Origin of the sequence: Methanocalculus alkaliphilus (assembly GCF_024170505.1) — an archaeon.
GTDB classification, from domain to species: Archaea; Halobacteriota; Methanomicrobia; order Methanomicrobiales; family Methanocorpusculaceae; genus Methanocalculus; species Methanocalculus alkaliphilus.
On sequence record NZ_JALJYG010000002.1, the window covers coordinates 101004 to 121135 of the forward strand.

The window sequence follows — 20132 nt, forward strand, 5'->3', positions numbered from 1 at the left end:
ATAATGTCCTCCATCTTCATCAATCCCGGTATGGTATCTCGATCATCGAACAATCCTGTGGAAGCAGGACTTCTCCTGTATACTGTCGTTCTGCATCCTGTATATGACTAACCGTTGATGTGTAGCGTGAACTGATGTGTACGAGTGCCAGACGGCCCGCTCGGATCAGAGCCGCAGCCCGACCCGCTCCCCCGGCCGTCGAATGGTAGACCTCGGCAGATCGTTTCTCCTCTGCATCATCAAAGGTAGCATCATGGATGAGAAGGTCGGCATCATCTGCGGCTTTCGGCCAGCGGGCGAGAGGGCGTGTATCGCTGGTATAGACGACCACCCTGCCGGGGCGTGACGTACCCATCACCTGATCCGGCCGGATGGTGGTTGCTCTACCATCGACAGTAACAGTAACCTCTTCCCCTCGCTGAAGCCTCCCGAAGAGTGGACCCGGCGGAATACCCAGTCTGATTGCTTCTTCCCGATCGAACCGGCCCGGGCGATCATCCTCCCTGAGGATAAAGCCGTAGCTTTCACACCCATGCCGGGTTGCAAATGCAATCACCCGGTAGCCGTCAAACTGAATCTCCTCCCCATCCGAGAGCTCCCCCGCCTCTATTGGAAAAGAGATGGTCTGGTTCATCTGCCTGATGATCGAGAGGAACTCAAAGATACGGCGGGGTCCATAGAGCCTGAGAGGCTCTGTCCGCCCATTGAATCCCATCGTTTCGATAAGCCCGAAGAGCCCGAGATAGTGGTCCGCGTGCCAGTGGGAGATGAAGATGGCATCAACGGTGAAGCCCGTCCTGGCACGCATCATCTGCTGCTGGGCACCCTCGCCGCAGTCGAAGAGGAGGGTATCTGAGCCCCGTCTGATCATGATGCAGGACGGGTTCCTCTGTGGTGTCGGCAGGGCGCCCGCAGTACCGAGGAAGTGAACATGAAGTGTCTCTCCCGCTATAATGACCAACCCCTGATGACGGCGAGGCTCTCTCTGGCTTCATCGAGATCTCTCCCCTCAATCACGATGACTCCGCTATATGAATCACGTACAGCAGCTGCTACCTTCTCCCAGTTGATGGTGCCGCGCCTCAGGGCAAGATGTTCATCCGAGCTGCCATGATTGTCGTGGAGATGGAGGTGATCTGCATCCCCGATATGTGTGAGGAACTCCTGTACGGTTCCGGTTGTATTGGCATGGCCAATATCAAATGTCATCCCGATTCCGGGGATATCTTCCACCATCCCGAAGAGCTCCAGGGGATCGCGACAGAGAAATTCTTTGATGGATATCATATTCTCGAGGCAGGCGAGGAGCCCATACTCTTCTGCAACCGCACCGATCTCCCGGAGTGCATCTTTCTGGAGTCCCCAGGCACGCCCGGGATCGAGTTTGGCTATCGGGGAGAGGTAGCCGGGATGTATCGTCACACGGCTGGTGAGATCGGCAGCATGTTCAATGCAGAGGCAGGTCTGGCGGATTGACTCACGCCATATCGGATAGTTAAAGGATGCAAGATTCAGGTCACCATAGGGGGCGTGGACGGTTATTCCAAGATCCGTACTCCCGATGATGTCGAAAATTATTCTTCTCTTTTCGGGATCATCAAGCCGGTACCGCCCGTCTGCAGAAATCTCCCATCCATCATATCCTGCATCTTCGATTCCAAAGACCCATTCCGGGTCGTCCCATACCTTGGAGGAGGATGAAAAGTAGATGCCGTTCTTCATGGCTGATCCCGTAGCTCCTGTAACACTCTTCTCACTTCTTCACAAAATGATTGCAGGCTGCCGGTATTGGATATCCGTCTGTCCGCACTATTCATCGCCTCACCGAGGCCGAAACTGCACTCCCGGTCATCCCGGGATCGAAGATCCGCCTCACTGAGGGTATCATCTGAGCGGCCCCGTTCCTGAAGACGGGAGAGCCTGAGATGGAACGGGCAGTCTATTGCGATCAGTGTGAAGTCATCAAATTTTGATCTGAAATACTGTACTTCAGCCACACCCCGTATCCCGTCGATGAGGAGGATGGGGGCATGATGCTCTTTGACAGCGGGGACCGTCAGTTCGGCCAGAGCTGCCATTCCCCTCTCCTCCCTCAGACGGCGGGCAATCGTTCCAAGGTGCTGATCGGTCGCCTCAACCCCCTCATCCTGTGCATACGCCCTGATAATATCACCCATGATAACCACAGGGATGCCAAGCTCCCCGGCTATGGAGGAGCATTCACCTTTGCCGCTCGCCGGAAGACCGACCAATCCTATTACCTTCATATCGTATCTCTCCTTCTTCCCGCGTTCTGATGATGACAGGACGCCCGATTCCGTCTGCTATCTGCCTGAGTTCGTCTGGTGAGAGGGGGCGTACCCGTCCGTATATCCCCTGCTGGAGGACGAGATCAACCCCTTCAGCCTCGGATGAGATATACCTGACCTCATCCTCATATCCCCGGAAGAGGGTAACCACAACCTGGAACTCCGGGAGTTTTCCTTGTATAAATGCTCTTTTGCAGACCTTGAGTGTTTCCTGTACAGCAAGGGCATACTTCTCCCGAAGGAGATTGTCATATCTGTTCCATCGTGCCTTGATATCGAGGGCTATCCGATCGACTGATCTCTCTGCTATCAGATCTGAAATGACAGCAGGATAGACGCCATTTGTATGAAGTCCGACGAGGAACCCTTCACCTTTAGCCCGTCGGGCAAGTTCAATAAGTGCCTCTCCCTGCTGTGTCGGTTCACCGCCGGAGAAGACAACCCCCGAGACCGCTATTCTGGTGGAGCGGATCAGATCGATGATCTCATCAGCCGGGCGGTAATCTTCGCCATTCTGGAGGTTCCTGTTATGGCAGTAGTCACACCTGACCGGACACCCTCTGAGGAAGACGGTGCATACAGCACGCCCCGGCCAGTCGACAGTACTGATAGGAATAAAGCCACCAAAATTAACGCGCAAAAAATCACCGGCAGGATACATCTTTGGCCTGAATTTGCTTTAAGGTATCTTCATCTGCACCTCAGCAATTTTTTATGATGTAGGTAAAGCAATATTTATTGCCTGCAAAGAAAGTAATATTGCCTTTATTTTGTAAAATAAAAGGCTTTATCTGCTCATTTGACCTCTTCATAAGTATGACGTTACTTGAGGATGCACGCCGTGGCATCATCACAGAAGAGATGAAGGTCGTCGCACAGGCTGAAGGTGTGACTGAGGATTTTATCAGAAGAAGTGTCGCCGGGGGGCATATCGTCATCCCGATCAGCCCGTACAGGGATGTAAAGATCTGCGGTATCGGTGAGGGGCTTCGGACAAAAGTGAATGCCTCAATCGGGACATCTTCTGATATCGTTGATATTGATGAAGAGGTTGAGAAGGCACGTCAGGCTGAGCTTGCCGGTGCCGATACCCTTATGGAGCTCTCGACCGGCGGCGACTTCCTTGATATCCGGCGTCGGGTCATTGAGAATACAACACTCTCCGTCGGATCTGTTCCACTCTACCAGGCATTCATCGAGGCGGCACGAAAGAAGGGGGCAGTCATCCATATGGATGAAGATGATCTCTTCAAGGCGACAGAGGATCAGGCAAAGCTTGGAACGAACTTCATGGCGATTCACACCGGTATCAACTGGGAGACGATGAAACGCCTGAAGAACCAGGGGCGTCACGGGGGACTCGTCTCACGGGGTGGTGCATTTATGACCGCCTGGATGCTGCATAACGAGATGGAGAACCCGTTATACCGCCGCTATGACTATCTCCTCGAGATTATGAAGGAGCATGAGGTCACGCTCTCATTTGGAAACGGGATGCGGGCCGGTGCGGTGCATGATGCAACCGACCGGGCGCAGATCCAGGAGCTTCTCATCAACGCCGAGCTCGCTGATCAGGCGAACGCCTTCGGTGTCCAGACCATCGTCGAAGGTCCCGGCCATATCCCGATTGACGAGATCGCAACCAACGTCCAGCTCCAGAAGCGGGTGACGAACAATAAGCCATTCTATATGCTCGGTCCTCTCGTCACCGATATCGCACCAGGGTACGATGATCGGGTAGCTGCAATCGGAGCAGCCCTCTCCTCATCAGCAGGTGCCGACTTCATCTGTTACGTGACGCCGGCGGAGCACCTCGCCCTTCCAACCCCTGAGGAGGTCTATGAAGGTGTCATATCGTCCCGAATTGCCGCACATGCCGGTGATATGGTGAAACTGAAGAAGACACGGGCGCTTGATCTCGAGATGGGACATGCACGCCGTGATCTCGACTGGGAGCGGCAGTTTGCTGTCGCCATGAACCCTGAGCGTGCCCGTCATATCCGGGACAGCCGTGCACCGGCGGATACTGACGCCTGCACGATGTGCGGTGACTTCTGCGCTCTGAAGATCGTTGGGAAACACTTCAACTTCTAATTTTTTGGGCCAATCTGCCCATTTCATCGTAACCTTTTTCTCTTTTAGGAGTCTCCGGACTCTTTACTCCATGTACCGATGGTGGCAAAAGGGCGTCTGTAGGAATATTTATATACTAATTAAGACTAACGTATGGTAAATCACAGGTGTTCATTATGACAGGTACAAAAGATTCAATGGATCTGATCGTCAAGGAGGCGGCTCATGGCGATGCCGGACGGGGTATTGCCCGCCTCTCCATTGATGTTATGAAACAGCTTGGCCTGGTCTCAGGCGATGTCATCGAGATCTCAGGCCGGAAGAAGGCAGCGGCTATCGTCTGGCCGGGTTTTCCTGAGGATACGGGACGGGCTGTCATCAGGATTGACGGGAACGTCAGGAGCAATGCCGGGGCCGGGATAGACGACAGGGTCAGGATCAAAAAGCTTGAGGCGGGGTATGCAACAAAGATCACCATTCAGCCGACTCAGCCGATCCGGCTCGTCGGTGGAGAGCAGTACCTCAAGAGGATGCTCCATGGCCGTTCCGTCTCATCAGGTCAGACCGTCCGGGTCAATGTCCTTGGAAACCCGCTCACCTTCGTCATCGCAAAGGTGAGCCCGAAAGGGATAGCAATCGTCACCGAAGATACCGAGGTGGAGCTGAAGGAGACCCCGTATGAAGGGGAGAAGGGGAAGGAGGGCATCTCTGATATTCACTATGAGGATATCGGGGGCCTCGGCAGAGAGTTGCAGATGGTCAGGGAGATGATCGAACTTCCTCTCCGCCAGCCCGAGCTCTTTGAGAGGCTTGGGATCGAGCCGCCGAAGGGTGTTCTGCTCTACGGACCTCCGGGAACCGGCAAGACGCTCATTGCACGGGCTGTTGCAAGTGAGGTGGATGCCCACTTCATCACCCTCTCCGGTCCCGAGATTATGAGCAAGTACTACGGAGAGTCGGAAGGAAAGCTCCGTGAGGTCTTCGAAGAGGCGCAGGAGAATGCCCCGACGATCATCTTCATCGATGAGATCGACTCGATCGCACCGAAACGTGAGGATACCAAAGGCGAGGTCGAGCGGCGGGTTGTCGCCCAGCTCCTCTCACTGATGGACGGGCTGAAGAGCCGTGGCCAGGTGATCGTCATCGCTGCAACCAACATCCCCGATGCCATCGATCCTGCACTCCGGCGTGGAGGGCGGTTCGACCGTGAGATCGAGATCGGCATCCCGGATAAGAAGGGGCGGCTCGATGTGCTGCAGATTCACAGCCGGGGAGTGCCCCTTGGGGAAGATGTTGATCTCTCACAGTTCGCAGATATCACACACGGCTTCGTCGGTGCGGATCTTGCCCTCCTGGTGAAGGAAGCGGCGATGCATGCTCTCCGGAAGATCATCCCGAAGATCAATATCGATGAGGACATCCCAAGCGAGTTCCTCGATGAGCTGAAGGTCACCCGTGAGGACTTTGACGAGGCTCTGAAGCATGTTGAACCGAGTGCGATGCGTGAGGTGCTTGTCGAGGTTCCGGACGTCCACTGGGCGGATGTCGGCGGCTTGAATGATGTGAAGGATGAACTGAGGGAGGCGGTGGAGTGGCCGCTGAGGTTCCCGGATATCTTCCACCGGCTCAACACCCAGCCACCAAAAGGGATTCTCCTCTTCGGACCACCCGGAACCGGCAAAACACTCCTCGCCAAGGCGGTTGCAAACGAGAGCGAATGTAATTTCATCTCGATCAAAGGCCCCGAACTCCTCTCAAAATGGGTTGGTGAATCGGAGAAGGGTGTCCGGGAGATCTTCAGAAAGGCCCGCCAGGCATCCCCTTCGATCATCTTCTTCGATGAGGTTGATGCTCTGGTTCCGCGCCGTGGCACCTATGCGGGATCATCCCATGTCACCGAGAGTGTCGTCTCGCAGATCCTGACGGAACTCGATGGTCTTGAGGAGCTGAAGAATGTGGTAGTGATCGGAGCGACCAACCGGCCGGATATGATGGATCCCGCCCTGATGCGGCCGGGCCGTCTTGAGCGTCATATCTTTGTTCCACCACCCGATGCCGAAGGGCGAAGGCAGATCTTCGAGGTCTATCTCAGGGATGAGACGGGAGTCCTCGCAAAGGATATCGATATCGACGGGCTGGTTGCAGAGACGAAAGGCTATGTCGGGGCTGATATTGAGGCGCTCGTCCGAGAGGCGAAGCTCCACGCAATCCGCGACTTCATCGCAAGGATGCATGGGAAGAGTGAGCAGGAGATACAGGATGCCATGGCAAATGTCCGTGTCACCAAAGAGCATGTCCAGCTCGCCAGACAGAAGGTGAAGCCATCACTTGACCGGGATGCCATTGAGGCGTCTGAACGGCAGTCCTGGGAGTTCCTCTATAATGAGGACCAGCGACGTCTGCTTGAGAAGGCCATGAATGTTGCAAAACGTGCTGAACTTGCAGAGAAGAGTGAACAGATAACCTCGGATGCAGCCGGGCTCCGCGATCTCGTCACCTCAGGCAGGAAGCAGTTTGAAGAGATAGGAACGCGAACCAAGGAACTGGAAAAAGCATTGAGTGAAGGATAAACAGGTGTGAATGAGAGATGAGTGAGAAACCATCTGATGCTTATAAAGAACTGGTTGATGCAGTCCGGAAGATCATGGCCGAATCGATGGCGATTGAGGGCCCGTTCCCACGGGTCCTCGGTTTCCGGGTTGTGATCAACGGTATGCCCATGAATGTCCATGACGATCCGTTTGAGGAGAAGGAGCATCCGGTCGAGGTCTATGAGATCAATGACGATCTGATGATCGTGACTGATGTCTCCGGTTATGATCCCGAGGAGATCCGGATATTCTTTGAGGGTGGGCGGCTGCATATCGTCTCGCATGAACGGCAGACCCCGATCGCAGTCGTGGATCTCCCGCAGGTGGATACCGGGGATGTGACGATGAGCTGTATCCATGGTGTCCTTGAGATCACCTGCAGGAAACGTTCTGACAGGGGCCATAAGGTCATCCATATCGAATAACCTTTTTTTCATCTCCGCATCGTAAGCATTAATCAGCCAGCGGATGATATGCTTGAGCATGAGCTCAGAAGAACTCTTCTCTATTCCACTTGACGTTCCGTATGCGGCATGTGATACGTTTATAGCAAATTATCAGCGGATCACCCGTGGTACCGGCCGGCTGATGCTCTTTGCCGGAGATCAGAAGGTCGAGCATCTCAATGACGACTTTTATGGGGAGGATATTCACCCGGATGACTGCGACCCTATCCATCTCTTCAGGGTTGCTGCCGAAGGGAAGGTGGGCGTCTTTGCGACCCAGTTTGGATTGATCGCACGGTACGGGATGGACTTTGCCGATGTCCCCTATCTTGTGAAACTCAATTCCAAGACACACCTTGTCAAGACCGGGCAGCGGGATCCGGTCAGCCCGCTCCTCGTCTCTGTTCAGGATGTTGTCGATCTCCGTGACCGGACCGGGCTTGCGATAACCTCCGTCGGCTATACCATCTATATCGGATCAGAGTTTGAGGCCGATATGCTTCGTGAGGCACAGCAGGTGATCCTTGATGCGCACCGGAACGGGCTCCTCGTCGTCCTCTGGATCTATCCACGCGGTGCGGCTGTGAAGGATGAGAAGGATCCCCATCTCATCGCCGGTGCCGCTGGTGTTGCCGCCGCCCTTGGTGCAGATTATGTGAAGGTGAATGCCCCGAAGAAGGAAGGGTCAACCCCGGCAGAACTCCTGAAGGAGGCTGTCCTTGCCGCCGGAAGGACGAGGGTCGTCTGTGCCGGTGGTTCTTCAACAGATGAGAGGAAGTTCCTTTCCGAACTGTATGATCAGATCCATACCGGTGGAGCCGGAGGGAATGCAACAGGAAGAAACATCCACCAGAAGGGGCACGATGCCGCGGTCCGGTTCTGCAACGCCATCTTCGCGATCACGGTCGAGGGTGCCGATGTCGAGACGGCATGGAAGATTTATACAGGCGAATGAAGAGGGTTTGGTCCCTCACTTTCTCATCTATTTTATATAAGTCCAAAAGGATTGATGTCTCCATTATCGCTTCCCTGGTTCGTCCTGTGTGAGCAGCCAGTACCAGAGTGGCCGATAGCGGATGGTTTTACCGGATACCGTCTCCTCCTCAAAGAGGTCTGATGTCAGGATGAGTCCCTCGGAGACTCCAAAGTGTGCCATGGCAGAGAGAAGCCCTTTCATCTCCCTTTCACGCGTCTTTGGATCTGAGATATCCATCGACACCTGGATTACCTCAAAGGATTTCAGCCCCGTTTTTATAACAAAATCCACTTCCCGGCCTCTTTCGTCCTGCCAGTAATAGATCTCATGGCCGGTCCGGTGAAGCTGGATACATACCAGGTTCTCAAAGAGCCGTCCGGTGTCTTCAGAGAAACGGAATGATACCGCATTCATCATGCCGGGATCAATACAATAGAGTTTCCTCGGTTTATTCATCTGCTTTTTGAGAGAGTCATCATAATGCCTGATTGAAATGAGGAGAAATGCATCCTCAAGATAGGAGAGATAGCGAATTATTGCATCAGTACTGATCGTCTCAAATCCGGAGAAGAGCTTTCTGAGCGAATTATAGGTGTGGGGTTTGGCAATATTGGATATACAGAAGATAGCAAGATCCTTGAAAAGAGCGGGATTTCTCACCCCATGTCTGGTCACGATGTCCCTGAAGATGATATCATCAAAGTACGACTGGAGAAGGACGGTTACATCGGCCGAAGGGTAGAGAATGACCTCCGGGAATCCACCGCGATGGAGGAATTCATTCAAAAGACGCTTAATCTCAAATCTCCTCTCTGAGTATGGCAGGGTCCTGAGATCGATCGGGATTTCATGGTGCACGATATACTCTCTGAAACTGAATGGATACAGGATGGTTGTAATGTGCCTCCCGGTGAGACGATTGGCCACCTCTTCAGAGAGAAGTGATGCATTCGATCCGCTGATAACGATCTTCAGGTTCTTCTTCCTGTCATAGATGCCTTTGATCCACAGCTCCCATCCTGGGAAGTTCTGGATCTCATCGAGGAAGAGGTACAGTCTCTCATCATCACGTACAGGATAGAGTTCCCTGAAGGTATCGAGTAGTCGGTCAAGTTCATCTCCATTCAGAGGCTGCAATCTGTCGTCATCAATATTGAGATAGAGGATCTGCGACTTTGGGATACCTGCCCTGATCAGCTCTTCAATCTGCTGAAACATACAATAGGTCTTTCCGCATCGCCGTACACCAATAATGTCATTGATATGCGGGAGCTCGAGCTGTATGCTGAATTGCCGGGGATAGATCGTCGGAAGATCCCGCTCCTGCCACTCGACTATGGCAGCCTTGAGTTTGGCCACAGTATCCATGATCAATGACGGGCATCCTGATTCATATACTTATCGTCCATAAACGATAAAATAGCTTCATTTTATCGTATGGAAACGATAGCAAAAGTGAAGAGGTGTGAATGATTGTACTTCCATAAACGAAGAAGAAATATCGATTGAAAAGGAAAGGATGCTGATATGGGGATTCGAACCCCAGTCGTCGGCGTGAAAGGCCGACATGATTGGCCACTACACTATATCAGCAGTGCAACTGAATTGCTATAAAAGGTAGACCTTGAAAAATAAAAAGGTATCCATTCGATCCTTAGATCGGGGTACCTTCCTTCTCGGTGATCGTCTTAAAGGCGGCCATGATCTGTTTTGTGATCGGGCCGGGCCGGCCGCTTCCGATGGCTCGTCCGTCGACCTTGACGATCGGGGCAACCTCAGCAGCAGTTCCTGTGACGATGACCTCATCTGCCGTATAGAGATCAAAGAATCCAAGCTCAACGATCTTCACCTGGATACCGAGGCTCTCTGCGATCTCGATAAGAACGTCCCGGGTGATTCCTTTAAGGTTTGTCAGGGTGTGCGGGGTGTGGATGATCCCGTTCTTGACGATGAAGATGTTATCCCCGGATCCCTCGGATATACGCCCCTGTGCGTCAAGGAAGATCGCCTCGTCCCCGCCCTTGTAGTTCGCCTCTATCTTGGCGAGGATATTATTGAGGTAGTTCATGCTCTTGACATTTGGCGGAAGTGCATCCGGCGCGTTCCTCCTGACCGCGACGGTGACAGCGGTGAGTCCCTTCTCATAGAGGTCACCATACATCGCCCCCCACTCAATGGCGATACAGATGATCGTCGGTTTTGGGCAGTGTGTCGGATCAAGCCCCATCGTTCCGCTTCCCCGGGTGACGATCGGACGGATATAGGCGTTATTGAGGTTATTTCTCCGGACCGTCTCAAGGATGATCTCTGAAAACTCCTCCTTTGAGATCGGGATCTCCATATCGATCGTCTTCGCCGAATCATACAGGCGGTCAACGTGCTCTTTAAGGCGGAATATCTTCCCGTTATAGCCCCGTATCCCTTCAAAGACCCCATCCCCATAGAGGAAACCGTGGTCAAAGACCGAGACCTTCGCCTCCTCCTGTGGAACGAATGCTCCATCAATATAGACTTCCATGATCAGGTATTGGAGAGAGGATCAATGTATTAGTTTTGCTTCGTACTTTGATCCCGGCAGGTTGAGATGAAGGATCGGATCATTCCGCTGCCTGCAACAGGATGGAGATGTGCATAGCTTCCGATGGCATTCTTCAGAAGAATCCCGTCATTGCCATCCGCGATGCCTTTTCCCCGTGTCAGGGAAAAAGCGTATCTGACGTCTGGATCCATCCGGATCTCGCTGTAATGGAACTCATGGCCACGAAATGCAGCCATCCCCATCGGTCCGGCACATGATCTTCCCTCGACATAGCCGAGAACCCGGGATGATGGCATAAGGGTATCTCCGGGGAAGACCCTGCACATTGTATGCGTCTCTGCCTTCTCCAAACCCTGGAATCCTGCCTTTCTGGTGATCGACCGGGTGAGGTACATCAGCCCGCCGCACTCGGCATAGACCGGAGTATTGTTCTGCACCACCTCAGCAATCGCCTGGCGCATTGCATCATTCCTCTCCAGTTCAGCAGAATAGAGTTCGGGGTAGCCCCCGCCGAGGATGTATCCGTCGGCATCGGGGAGGCGATCGTGGATCGGGCTGAAGAAGACCGGCTCTGCTCCGCCTGCGCGGAGGAGATCGAAGAGATCGGCATAGTAGAAGTTGAATGCCTCATCATGGGCAACGCCGATCCTCAGATCAATCGGATGATCCGGGTCGAATGCGGGGTGAGGGGTGCCGGGATGTGCAGGTTCAGTTGCAATTGAGAGGAGCGCCTCGATATCGATATACTCCCCGATCACCCTTGTGATGGTCTCAATTCTGTCTCTGAACTCATCCTGTTCGCTCCCCTCGCGGTATGGCACAAGGCCGAGGTGCCGCATCGCAAGTTCCATCTGCGGGGTGTGCGGAACCGCACCGATGACCGGGATCCCGCAGAAGTGCTCGATTGCACCCTTCGCCTTCTCCAGATGGCGGCCGCCGGAGACATTATTGAGGATCACACCCCGGATTCGTACCCCGGGATCAAATGCCATGAACCCCTTGACGATAGCCGCCGCACTCCGGGTGATGCTCTTTGCATTGATGACGAGGATGACATTGACGCCGAGTGCCTTTGCAACAGATGCGGTACTCCCGGTGTCTCCGAGAACATCAGCCCCTTCGTAGAGGCCCCGAACACCCTCGATGATCCCGATCTCTGCACCCGCTGATGCATGGGCATAGACGCCCCGGAGCCCCTCATCATCGAGGACATAGCTGTCGAGGTTCCGGCAGGGCCTCCCGGTCACGCCGGTGAGGTAGGATGGATCGATATAATCCATCCCGACCTTATAGGTCTGCACCGGCATCCTCTTTGCAAGGATAGCCGAGATGGCAAGCGTGATGCTCGTCTTTCCGCAGCCGGACCGGTCCCCGGTGATAAGGAGGGTCTGCATCAGAGGCTCCTGAGGACTGCTCCAAACTCGCTCTCAACGATGGACCGGACACCGAGGGTCTTTGGATGGAGATCAATCTCGACCAGCACATGCTGGTGGCCCAGTTCGCGGAGGGGGGCGACCTGCCTCGGACCATTTGTGATCGAGAAGACCTCGATCCCCTCGGTATACTGCGCCTCAACCGCATGGGGGACACCGACGATCAGGAGATAGTCGGGAGCCCGCTCGCGGATAGCCTCGCCGATAGTATCCCCGATGACGCCATACTCATCGAGAGCGCCGAGGATGGTGATCGGCAGCCCCCGCTCTTTGGCCTCGTTTAAAATCCTCTCTGCATCCGCACGCACCTTGGGAAGCCCCCGATCATCGAGATTGACAAGATACGTGATATCCGCATCCGGGGCGACCTCATGAAGCGCGAGGAGGGCATCAATGAACATATAAGCCGTCTCTTTCTTGGCATTCATCACCGCCATCCCCTTCTTCCCGCTCCGTGCAAGGGTGAGGAGAGCATTTGCGGCGATATGTTTGAGATCACCGCGCTCAGGCTCAATATACCGCTTTGAGGCGGCGCCCCTGAGTTTCTCGACCTGGTTTGCCCCTGCAAGCAGCACCTGCTGGCGTGCAAGCTCCTCCTCGGAGATCCAGCCGGCACGCGCAGCAGGCTCAAGTGCCGCGATGACCCCGTCGATATTCTCAGAGAAGCCTGCATGGATATCCATCGGTATCGTCGGTGTTGATACGTCGGATGCGTCGATTGCCGCCTGCATATCCTCACCGATGATCATCGAGACACAGGTCCCGATGACCGCCATACGACCGGGTTTGAAGGTCTCTTCGGCATACTTCAGGAGATCCTCAAGGATCGGCTGCCCGCCGAAGATAAATTCATCATCCGAGAGTGAGGTGGTGACGACACGCAGTCCATCCTCTTCGAGGAGGCGTGCATGTTTAAAGGAGCAGCCCGATGGGCCGTGTAATATTGCAACATCGACGCCGAGATCACGGGCTGTGTACAGGGCGGCGACGATGGAACTTGGTCGTGGCTGTATGTAGTGCACTTCTGTTACCTCCATGTCTTGACTGCAAGGAGAATGATGGTATCTGCTCTCTTTTCTGTAGTGGCGATTGCCGCCTCAAGAGATGCTGCCCTCCGGCACGCAGGATAGCGGGAGAGGAGGTCTGATGGCTCATCAGGGGTGACGAGGGTGAGATCATCCGGAGCAACAGCCTCGATGGCCGCGATGATAGCATCCTCAGCGAAGTTTTCGCAGACGGCATGTGCATCCTGGCCGATGATGAGATGAAGGTCTTTTCCGCTCTCTATCTTCCGTGCATACCGTGCCGCCTCGATGGTTGTATCTTTGGTTGTTCCGCTGTTTGCGGCATCAACGATGAGGCAGCCGTTCTCATATCTCGTCTGCATCCTGCCGGGGAGGGCCTCAAAACTCTGAAGCGGGGCGGGGTCGATCCCAAGGAGGCAGCCTGCGGCAGTTGCCATCAGGAGGGGGTGGCGGTACCCCTCCAGCAGAAGGAGGGGATGATCAAACGATCCCTCGATCCCGTCAAACGAGTAAGAGATGGTGGTCCCCCGGGAAGAGGCGATATCTCCAACAGTATGGGCATCCGGGTGATCGACGCAGATCCCCTCAGGGAGGAGGATCTGCGAACATGTACTGAGATGGCAAAGTTTCGCCTCAAGGGCCGACCGCTTCCCGGCGGCGATCCGGTAGTCGCCGGGCGAGGTGAGGATCCCGAGATCCCCCCTCCCGGAGACCCCAAGCGAGGACTCTGCAATACACCACCCATGCAGTCGCCGTGCCTCCTGTACCGGCCGAATAATGTTTGCCGGGGTGATACTGTATCTCCCAAGCAACGTCTTCTCAGGATACCGGATATCCCCGGATGATGTATGCAGGATACCCGCCCCCCCCATCAGGTGGGCGAGGGCATACGCCGTGGTCGTCTTCCCGCGCTCCCCGGTTATCTCGATAAAAGGTGTTGGAAGATCCCCTCCCAGAAGAAGTCCTGCCGCCTGGTGATGGGTGATCACAGGAAGGCCGCGATGGAGCAGCGGATATGCCGGATCAAGGTGGACAGGCGCAATACATGCGTTATACAATCGCGTGCGGGCTGCTTCGGAGGGGATGCCATCCCTCCCGTAATAGATATCCACGCAGTCCACGATATGCCCTTCTTCGGCAAGGGCGGTGGCGAGGGTCCCCCCGCCATGGGTGGTATCGAGCACCAGGAGGCGCATCGGAGGTTCAGAGGTGATCGCGGATCGCGTTCTCTGCATTCTTCAGCATCAGTTCGGCAAGGAGTGGATCTCCGCCGATGGGGTCGGCATACAGGAGCGGGATCTCCTTTCCGTTCATCCTGAAGACGCCCTTCTTCTCCCCTTCTCCAAGACCGAGGATGCCGGGGATATCCTTCAGGATATGCACACCCTTTGCAAGGAAGAGCGGGACGACGACGAGGAGATCGATATCCTCACTCTCAAAAGCCTTCAGCGACTCCTCGACCGTCGGTTCATTCAGGCTCATAAAACCGGATTTGACAATATACTGGTCGCTTTTTGCTGCCATGATGGTGGCGGTATTGTCGATGAGTGCCTTGTTATGGGGGAGTTTGCTGCCATGTCCAACAAGGAGTAATCCTTTCTTTGTCATAAGAAGAGTTGTACTTTTCTACCAGAAAAGTGTTATTAATTTGCTTCCGGACGAAGCGATCCAAAGTGCTATACGCTATCATTTCTAATTTATATGAATCTATGATGGAGGCTTATGAACGATTTGAGCTCCTGATGAACCAGCAGATCGTCAGGACGCCTATTGCACTTGCATCAATGGCAGGGGTTGTGGATGCCGGATATGTGCTACAACGGGCAGGACATGTGGGTGCTGCGTTCCTTGGGGGCTTCTCCATCGATGAAGAGACGATTCTTGCAAGCCATGATCTTGCCGAGGCCGGGAGAACCGAGTTCTTCTTTGATGATCCGGCAAAAGGGATACGCGCTGAAGTGGAGAAGCTGAAGGGATCGGATGTTGTCCCCGGCATCAATCTGCGGGGGCGAAAACCGGCCGCATTTGCTGCACTTGCAGATGAGATCGGCGATACCGTCATCTATGAGATCGATGCCCATTGCCGCCAGAAGCCGATGATCGATGCCGGGACCGGCGAACATCTCCTGACGCACCACCATGATCTCTGTGCTATCGTCCGGGCGCTCAAGACGATGGATACCTGCGTCTCGGTGAAGATGCGGGTGGGGCTTACCGATGAGCGGGCACTGGCACGAGCACTCTGGAAGGCGGGTGCGGACATCATCCATATCGACCTGATGGATCTGGGCCACCAGAAGATCCGCCAGATCCGCAATGCCGTCCCCCTCCAGATCATCGCCAATAACTCGATGCACTCCTATGATCGGGTGATGGACCAGTTCTCCCACGGAGCTGATCTCGTCTCCCTCGCCCGGCGGGCGGATCTCCATACCCTCAAGGGCCTTGATGCCGCTATCAGGCGGTATGCCGATGAGGTCGGGTGGTATAATGCACCGAAGCAGCTCTGCCGGGGGGGTGACCTCCGCTCCCTTGCCTTCTGCTGTATGCCGGTGAAGGAGTGCCCGCTTCTCCCTGCGATAAAAGGGCTTGATATGACTCGTGATGAGTATCTGACCCTGAAGAAGAGGGTGACGAAGGAGACGGTGCTGGAAGGGGGATCACATACCTGTTTTGGGAGCCTTGCCTGGTGCTGTAAGTCATCAACCCCCTGTATGTTCCGCGATATGACGCTGCAGAACCTCGGGATCTCGAAGGTGGCATACATGAAGGAGAAGCGGCATCTTGGCCAGAAGATCATGGAGGAGATATTTCATGAAGGACCCGGGGAGATCCCGTGCTGAGCGTGCCCAGCTCGCAATGATGCTTGAGGTGACGGCGTATCCAAAGCCGGGGAACGTCGACCGCTGCCACGATTACCATGATACCCGGCTTGAGCACTTCCTCGCATCCGTCCTTGCCGCCCGGCCCGCCCTTGATGACGCCGAGGCAGGCAGGACCGGGATCGGCGAGGCTATCCGGCAGGCGGTCATCCTGACAAACAGCCACTCCGGTGGAAATACGCATTTTGGCGCATATATCCTCCTCTTCCCCCTCATCATGGGAGGGGGGATTCCTGGCGCTCTCCGGCGGATCGAGGAGACGACCATCGATGATGCGGTTGCCTTCTATGAAGCCTTCTCGCTGACGGAGGTCCGTGTCCTCGAATCAGACGGGCTTGATGTGAAGGACCCGGAGTCGATCCGCCGCATCCGCGAGGAAGGGATGACACTCCGCGATGTGATGGCATACTCTGCCCCCCGCGACATGGTCTGCCGTGAATGGATCGACGGCTACCCTCTCACCCGGCAGTTCGCCGACCGGCTCCATGAGGCAAGGGGCGGCCCCGGTGTCATCAGCCGGCTCTTCATCGCGCTGATGGCAGAGGAGCCGGATACCTTCATCGCCAAGAAGTTCGGTGAGAAGGCCGCCCTCGAGGCGATGGCGATGGCGCAGGACGTCCTTGCCGGACGGCGGACGATCCAGGAGATGGATGAGGAGTGCATCCGCCGGGGCATCAACCCGGGATCGCTCGCCGACATCGCCATCGCCGGGATCTACCTTGCCCTGACCGAGGGGTGGCAGTGGGACTGAACCACCCCCCGCTCCTCCGGGAGGGTATCAACGAGGTGATCGGGACAACCCGGTTCAACGCCGCCCCGATGGGGGTCATCTCCCGCGGCGGCCGGTATACCCTTGCCCTCTTCAAGGGGAGCCATACCGCAGAGAATGTCGTCCGGGACGGCTGGTTCGTCGCCAATATCGTCCATGACCCCCTCCTCTTCGTCGAGACGACCTTTGGGGATCTCCCGGAAGAGGCATTCGTCTCCGAGCAGGTCGATGGGATTCCCATGCACCGGCTCGCCGCCGCCGATGCCTGGGCCGCCTTCTCTGCCCGCGTCATCGGGGAGAGCAGCGAGGCATACAGCATCGAGCTGATGCCTATTGAGGAGAGAGTCCTTGTGGATCCGATCCACCGCCCGGTGAACCGGGGGTTCAACGCCATCATCGAGGCGGCGGTCCATACGACCCGGTATCTCCGGAACCATGATCCTGAGCTGGAGTGGTTGATCAGGCATCACCTGGTGCTTGCGAGGAAGTGCGGGGGCGAGCGGGAGAGGGAAGCGGCGGGGGTTATTGAGGCGCTCATCCTGCAAGAATCTTTGTAGCAGAGAGATTATCTATACCCGATACAAAAACTATTATGGTGGAAAACCCGGGTGTCCCGCTACCATACCCCGGAGATGATCATGACATACAGGAATTATCGTATTCTGCTCCGTAAAGAACCCGAAGGTGGATTTACCGTCACTGTTCCGACACTACCCGGCTGTATTACCTTTGGCGAAACGATAGATGACGCAATAGATATGGCAAAAGAAGCAATAGAGCTCTATATTGAGCATCTTCTGGAGAAGGGAGAGGAGGTGCCGACAGATGGAGGACTCCTCGAATATACCATAACCATAGATGCATATGCCTAAATTACCGGTACTCACACCCCAAAAGGTTATCAAAATTATCCAGAAGAGAGGGTTTTTGCTGGATCGAATAAAGGGAAGCCATCAGATTTTTCAACCCTGAAACAAAGCGCAGGGTCATTATTCCTTTTCATAAACGTGAACTACCAACTGGCACTCTGATAGAGATACTGAAACAGGCTGGTATTGATCGTGATGAGATAGAAGACCCATCGTAATACCTTCTTAAACCGGGTATTCAACGCCATCATCGAGGCGGCGGTTCATATGACCCGGTACCTCCGGACCCATGATCCCGATCTGGGGTGGCTGATCCGCCATCACCTGGTGCTTGCGAGGAAGTGCGGGGGGAAATGGCTTGATAGAAAAAATGCAAATAAAAAAGGGTTTTAGTATTAGAACCGCCGGTCGTAGATGACCTGTGATGCACCATCTTCAAATGTTGCGGTTATAACGACCCTGTCGCCAGCCTTCATTTGTATTGGCCAAACAGACCCAACAGATGGGTCGCCTTCCTTACCAAGAATACCATCTTCCTCGAAATCATATTTTTCATTGAAATCATCATCTTGAGCAGGGCTGGTTACATTCCAATATGCAATATCCCGGATATCCGCTCCACCCTGCCATGTGATATTACCAATATTCTCACCTGTCTGTGCAACAGTCACACCAACAACCTTCGTCGCTGTCGTCCCGCCGACCAGCCCGAACACAAACGCCGCAATAATTGCAGCGAGGATCACCGTGATGGCGACCATCAGGATGACACCGATGACCGGTGAGACTGCATCGTCATTTCTCTTCATCGTCATAATCATTCACCTCACGTCCCCATCACCGGAATCTTTGGATCCTTGAAAGAGTCCCGCATCTTCCGGGCAGGGTGCGGATATACAATGATTGTGATAAGATCTACATATATATATTGGATGTGGATTACCAGGAGAAGAAAATGTAGACAAAACCCGGTTTATGAAATATCATTTCCTATTCAGATGGAAAAGACTTGTTTGTTTCCCTCTTCCGGCACCTAATCTCCTCGTCCGTCTCGATCCTCTCCCAGCTCTCAAGAACAGCGGCGAGGAAGCCGGTCAGGTACGAGGAGGCAATCAGGGGGCAGCAGAGGCCGCTATCGACCGATGCGGTGAAATCCTTTTTTATAATAATGGCATTATCGCCCTTCCTCTCATAGGGCACCCCCGCCGTCAGCAGGAAGCTCTCGACGATGAGGAGAACCTCCCCCTCGGGGACACGCCGCCGGAACCCTGCCCCCTCTTCAGCCCCGAGAGCCGAGGCATGCCGGGCGACCGCCTCCCGAACTGCTTCTGATGGATCTGCGGCAAGACGTTTAAGGAGGGGATCGGCAATTCTGTTCTTGCCAAAGAACCTCGATGTCTTGCTGATCGTCCAGTCGCGTGCGAATGAGGCGCCAAATCCCATAGCCTGTACCCTCCTACCGGAAGACCCCCGTGATCATACACCCGATTCCTGCAATCTGGAGGAGGCGGGCGGTGACGATGGACCAGTACGATATCACGCCCTCCCCGGAGATCATCGCGACGATATCCGAGAAGACGATCCCGATGACGAGGAGGAAGAGACCCAGATTGAAGAGGAGGAGTGTCTTGTCCTTCACCCGTTTATAGGAGAGGTACATCAGGACGATCAGTGCCGCCCCCATGATGAGGGTGATGATCGCGAGGATCCCATACAGCATCTCAAATGCCATTGCCGCCTCCATACACAGAACCATTATCCAACATATGTCTGCTCTTTGATCTTTCTGACTGCAAGGATTGTATTCACCTCACGGACGCCCGGCAATGCCGATATCGGGTGGATGAGCTCATTCTTCAGCTCAGAGATATCCGATGTCACCGCCTTGACCAGGTAGTCATTTGGTTCGAGTACTTCAAAGACCTCCCTGACGATCTGCCGCTCCCTGAGAAGAGTGATCAGATCGTCGGCCGCCTCGGGATCAACCTTGATCGAAAGAAATGAAACAAGGCGGCGCGGGAAAAATTCAGGATTCACGGCAATAGTAAACCGCGCGATCACACCTTCCTGTTTCAATCGCTCGATCCGTTTGAATACTGTCGAAGGGGCAATAGAGAGCCGCTTCCCGAGATCAGCCAGCGGTACTTTGGCATCACTCATCAACGCATCAAGGATGGCATGATCGGTCGCATCCATTACTCTGATGGTTGTATCACAAAG

Annotated in this window: 23 protein-coding genes, 1 tRNA gene and 1 pseudogene; 10 read left to right on the plus strand and 15 right to left on the minus strand. The window is 54.6% G+C overall.

The window, feature by feature from the left end; translation table 11 throughout:
* Positions 1–19 precede the first annotated feature (19 nt).
* Genes rnz through J2T58_RS02215 form a run of 4 tightly spaced genes read right to left on the minus strand, consistent with a single transcriptional unit; the run spans position 20 to position 2949 of the window.
* Positions 20–952, minus strand: a complete 933-nt coding sequence (rnz, locus tag J2T58_RS02200; protein WP_253487283.1) for a ribonuclease Z — start codon at positions 950–952, stop codon at positions 20–22.
* Positions 949–1722, minus strand: a complete 774-nt coding sequence (locus J2T58_RS02205; RefSeq protein WP_253487095.1) for a sugar phosphate isomerase/epimerase family protein — start codon at positions 1720–1722, stop codon at positions 949–951. The genes rnz and J2T58_RS02205 overlap by 4 nt, the downstream gene beginning before the upstream one ends.
* Complete coding sequence (locus J2T58_RS02210) at positions 1719–2267, minus strand: AAA family ATPase (protein ID WP_253487097.1); 549 nt, start codon at positions 2265–2267, stop codon at positions 1719–1721. Before J2T58_RS02210 ends, J2T58_RS02205 begins: the two co-directional genes overlap by 4 nt.
* Positions 2221–2949 carry an anaerobic ribonucleoside-triphosphate reductase activating protein gene (locus tag J2T58_RS02215; protein WP_253487099.1) on the minus strand — a complete coding sequence of 243 codons (729 nt, stop codon included), beginning with the start codon at positions 2947–2949 and terminating at the stop codon, positions 2221–2223. Before J2T58_RS02215 ends, J2T58_RS02210 begins: the two co-directional genes overlap by 47 nt.
* Positions 2950–3125: 176 nt before the next feature.
* Between J2T58_RS02215 and thiC the strand changes: the two genes are divergently transcribed.
* From thiC to J2T58_RS02235, 4 genes are all read left to right on the plus strand, one after another.
* Entirely contained in the window at positions 3126–4403 is a 1278-nt protein-coding gene (gene thiC, locus J2T58_RS02220) for a phosphomethylpyrimidine synthase ThiC (RefSeq protein WP_253487101.1), read from the plus strand.
* A 155-nt stretch (positions 4404–4558) separates the two neighbouring features.
* Positions 4559–6952: a CDC48 family AAA ATPase gene (locus tag J2T58_RS02225; RefSeq protein WP_253487103.1), complete on the plus strand. Its 2394-nt coding sequence runs from the start codon at positions 4559–4561 to the stop codon at positions 6950–6952.
* Between the two features lie 17 nt (positions 6953–6969).
* Positions 6970–7398 carry an Hsp20/alpha crystallin family protein gene (locus tag J2T58_RS02230; protein WP_253487105.1) on the plus strand — a complete coding sequence of 143 codons (429 nt, stop codon included), beginning with the start codon at positions 6970–6972 and terminating at the stop codon, positions 7396–7398.
* A gap of 58 nt (positions 7399–7456) precedes the next feature.
* Complete coding sequence (locus J2T58_RS02235; RefSeq protein ID WP_253487106.1) at positions 7457–8374, plus strand: beta/alpha barrel domain-containing protein; 918 nt, start codon at positions 7457–7459, stop codon at positions 8372–8374.
* A gap of 63 nt (positions 8375–8437) precedes the next feature.
* Here J2T58_RS02235 and J2T58_RS02240 read toward each other — a convergent pair whose 3' ends face one another.
* The 7 genes from J2T58_RS02240 to cfbA all read right to left on the minus strand — a co-directional run bounded on the left by J2T58_RS02240 (position 8438) and on the right by cfbA (position 15000).
* The gene (locus J2T58_RS02240) at positions 8438–9763 is read right to left on the minus strand and encodes an ATP-binding protein (RefSeq protein ID WP_253487107.1); all 1326 of its coding nucleotides are present in this window, start codon (positions 9761–9763) and stop codon (positions 8438–8440) included.
* A 152-nt stretch (positions 9764–9915) separates the two neighbouring features.
* A tRNA-Glu gene (locus J2T58_RS02245) sits at positions 9916–9988 on the minus strand.
* Positions 9989–10049: 61 nt separating this feature from the next.
* On the minus strand, positions 10050–10913 hold the full coding sequence (ilvE, locus tag J2T58_RS02250) for a branched-chain-amino-acid transaminase (RefSeq protein ID WP_253487108.1): 864 nt from the start codon (positions 10911–10913) through the stop codon (positions 10050–10052).
* Positions 10914–10942: 29 nt separating this feature from the next.
* Positions 10943–12328: a Ni-sirohydrochlorin a,c-diamide synthase gene (cfbB, locus tag J2T58_RS02255; protein ID WP_253487109.1), complete on the minus strand. Its 1386-nt coding sequence runs from the start codon at positions 12326–12328 to the stop codon at positions 10943–10945.
* Positions 12328–13389, minus strand: a complete 1062-nt coding sequence (cfbD, locus tag J2T58_RS02260) for a Ni-sirohydrochlorin a,c-diamide reductive cyclase catalytic subunit (RefSeq protein ID WP_253487110.1) — start codon at positions 13387–13389, stop codon at positions 12328–12330. The genes cfbB and cfbD overlap by 1 nt, the downstream gene beginning before the upstream one ends.
* Before the next feature lie 5 nt (positions 13390–13394).
* On the minus strand, positions 13395–14627 hold the full coding sequence (cfbE, locus tag J2T58_RS02265; RefSeq protein ID WP_253487112.1) for a coenzyme F430 synthase: 1233 nt from the start codon (positions 14625–14627) through the stop codon (positions 13395–13397).
* Positions 14596–15000, minus strand: a complete 405-nt coding sequence (gene cfbA, locus J2T58_RS02270; protein WP_253487113.1) for a sirohydrochlorin nickelochelatase — start codon at positions 14998–15000, stop codon at positions 14596–14598. Before cfbA ends, cfbE begins: the two co-directional genes overlap by 32 nt.
* A gap of 101 nt (positions 15001–15101) precedes the next feature.
* On the opposite strand from cfbA, the gene J2T58_RS02275 reads away from it, so the two are divergent.
* The 6 genes and pseudogenes from J2T58_RS02275 to J2T58_RS02300 form a co-directional block, all read left to right on the plus strand.
* Positions 15102–16235 (plus strand): methanogenesis marker 9 domain-containing protein, encoded by a 1134-nt coding sequence (locus J2T58_RS02275; protein ID WP_253487114.1) that lies wholly within the window; start codon positions 15102–15104, stop codon positions 16233–16235.
* Entirely contained in the window at positions 16207–17025 is an 819-nt protein-coding gene (locus J2T58_RS02280; protein WP_253487115.1) for a triphosphoribosyl-dephospho-CoA synthase, read from the plus strand. Before J2T58_RS02275 ends, J2T58_RS02280 begins: the two co-directional genes overlap by 29 nt.
* Positions 17010–17600: a DUF447 domain-containing protein gene (locus J2T58_RS02285; RefSeq protein ID WP_253487116.1), complete on the plus strand. Its 591-nt coding sequence runs from the start codon at positions 17010–17012 to the stop codon at positions 17598–17600. The genes J2T58_RS02280 and J2T58_RS02285 overlap by 16 nt, the downstream gene beginning before the upstream one ends.
* An 81-nt stretch (positions 17601–17681) precedes the next feature.
* Positions 17682–17915: a type II toxin-antitoxin system HicB family antitoxin gene (locus J2T58_RS02290; RefSeq protein ID WP_253487117.1), complete on the plus strand. Its 234-nt coding sequence runs from the start codon at positions 17682–17684 to the stop codon at positions 17913–17915.
* Positions 17916–18034: 119 nt separating this feature from the next.
* A complete protein-coding gene (locus J2T58_RS02295; protein ID WP_253487284.1) occupies positions 18035–18130 on the plus strand; it encodes a type II toxin-antitoxin system HicA family toxin in 96 nt (31 codons plus the stop codon).
* 22 nt (positions 18131–18152) lie between these two features.
* Positions 18153–18305 (plus strand): annotated as a pseudogene (locus tag J2T58_RS02300) (DUF447 family spectrin-like domain-containing protein); the annotation flags it as partial.
* A 2-nt stretch (positions 18306–18307) separates the two neighbouring features.
* On the opposite strand, the gene J2T58_RS02305 reads toward J2T58_RS02300, so the two are convergent.
* The 4 genes from J2T58_RS02305 to J2T58_RS02320 form a co-directional block, all read right to left on the minus strand.
* Entirely contained in the window at positions 18308–18727 is a 420-nt protein-coding gene (locus J2T58_RS02305; RefSeq protein ID WP_253487120.1) for a type IV pilin domain-containing protein, read from the minus strand.
* A 175-nt stretch (positions 18728–18902) separates the two neighbouring features.
* Positions 18903–19355, minus strand: a complete 453-nt coding sequence (locus J2T58_RS02310; RefSeq protein ID WP_253487121.1) for a hypothetical protein — start codon at positions 19353–19355, stop codon at positions 18903–18905.
* A gap of 13 nt (positions 19356–19368) precedes the next feature.
* Positions 19369–19644 carry a hypothetical protein gene (locus J2T58_RS02315; RefSeq protein WP_253487122.1) on the minus strand — a complete coding sequence of 92 codons (276 nt, stop codon included), beginning with the start codon at positions 19642–19644 and terminating at the stop codon, positions 19369–19371.
* A 23-nt stretch (positions 19645–19667) separates the two neighbouring features.
* On the minus strand, positions 19668–20108 hold the full coding sequence (locus J2T58_RS02320) for an Lrp/AsnC family transcriptional regulator (RefSeq protein WP_253487123.1): 441 nt from the start codon (positions 20106–20108) through the stop codon (positions 19668–19670).
* Positions 20109–20132 lie beyond the last annotated feature (24 nt).

Bases quoted from the DNA above. Each gene is read 5' to 3' on its own strand.
- J2T58_RS02205 (WP_253487095.1), bottom strand. From the start codon at position 1,722: ATGAAGAACGGCATCTACTTTTCATCCTCCTCCAAGGTATGGGACGAC.
- J2T58_RS02210 (WP_253487097.1), bottom strand. From the start codon at position 2,267: ATGAAGGTAATAGGATTGGTCGGTCTTCCGGCGAGCGGCAAAGGTGAA.
- thiC (WP_253487101.1), top strand. From the start codon at position 3,126: ATGACGTTACTTGAGGATGCACGCCGTGGCATCATCACAGAAGAGATG.
- J2T58_RS02225 (WP_253487103.1), top strand. From the start codon at position 4,559: ATGACAGGTACAAAAGATTCAATGGATCTGATCGTCAAGGAGGCGGCT.
- J2T58_RS02230 (WP_253487105.1), top strand. From the start codon at position 6,970: ATGAGTGAGAAACCATCTGATGCTTATAAAGAACTGGTTGATGCAGTC.
- J2T58_RS02235 (WP_253487106.1), top strand. From the start codon at position 7,457: ATGAGCTCAGAAGAACTCTTCTCTATTCCACTTGACGTTCCGTATGCG.
- J2T58_RS02240 (WP_253487107.1), bottom strand. From the start codon at position 9,763: ATGGATACTGTGGCCAAACTCAAGGCTGCCATAGTCGAGTGGCAGGAG.
- ilvE (WP_253487108.1), bottom strand. From the start codon at position 10,913: ATGGAAGTCTATATTGATGGAGCATTCGTTCCACAGGAGGAGGCGAAG.
- cfbB (WP_253487109.1), bottom strand. From the start codon at position 12,328: ATGCAGACCCTCCTTATCACCGGGGACCGGTCCGGCTGCGGAAAGACG.
- cfbE (WP_253487112.1), bottom strand. From the start codon at position 14,627: ATGCAGAGAACGCGATCCGCGATCACCTCTGAACCTCCGATGCGCCTC.
- cfbA (WP_253487113.1), bottom strand. From the start codon at position 15,000: ATGACAAAGAAAGGATTACTCCTTGTTGGACATGGCAGCAAACTCCCC.
- J2T58_RS02275 (WP_253487114.1), top strand. From the start codon at position 15,102: ATGATGGAGGCTTATGAACGATTTGAGCTCCTGATGAACCAGCAGATC.
- J2T58_RS02280 (WP_253487115.1), top strand. From the start codon at position 16,207: ATGAAGGACCCGGGGAGATCCCGTGCTGAGCGTGCCCAGCTCGCAATG.
- J2T58_RS02290 (WP_253487117.1), top strand. From the start codon at position 17,682: ATGACATACAGGAATTATCGTATTCTGCTCCGTAAAGAACCCGAAGGT.
- J2T58_RS02305 (WP_253487120.1), bottom strand. From the start codon at position 18,727: ATGACGATGAAGAGAAATGACGATGCAGTCTCACCGGTCATCGGTGTC.
- J2T58_RS02310 (WP_253487121.1), bottom strand. From the start codon at position 19,355: ATGGGATTTGGCGCCTCATTCGCACGCGACTGGACGATCAGCAAGACA.
- J2T58_RS02315 (WP_253487122.1), bottom strand. From the start codon at position 19,644: ATGGCATTTGAGATGCTGTATGGGATCCTCGCGATCATCACCCTCATC.
- J2T58_RS02320 (WP_253487123.1), bottom strand. From the start codon at position 20,108: ATGGATGCGACCGATCATGCCATCCTTGATGCGTTGATGAGTGATGCC.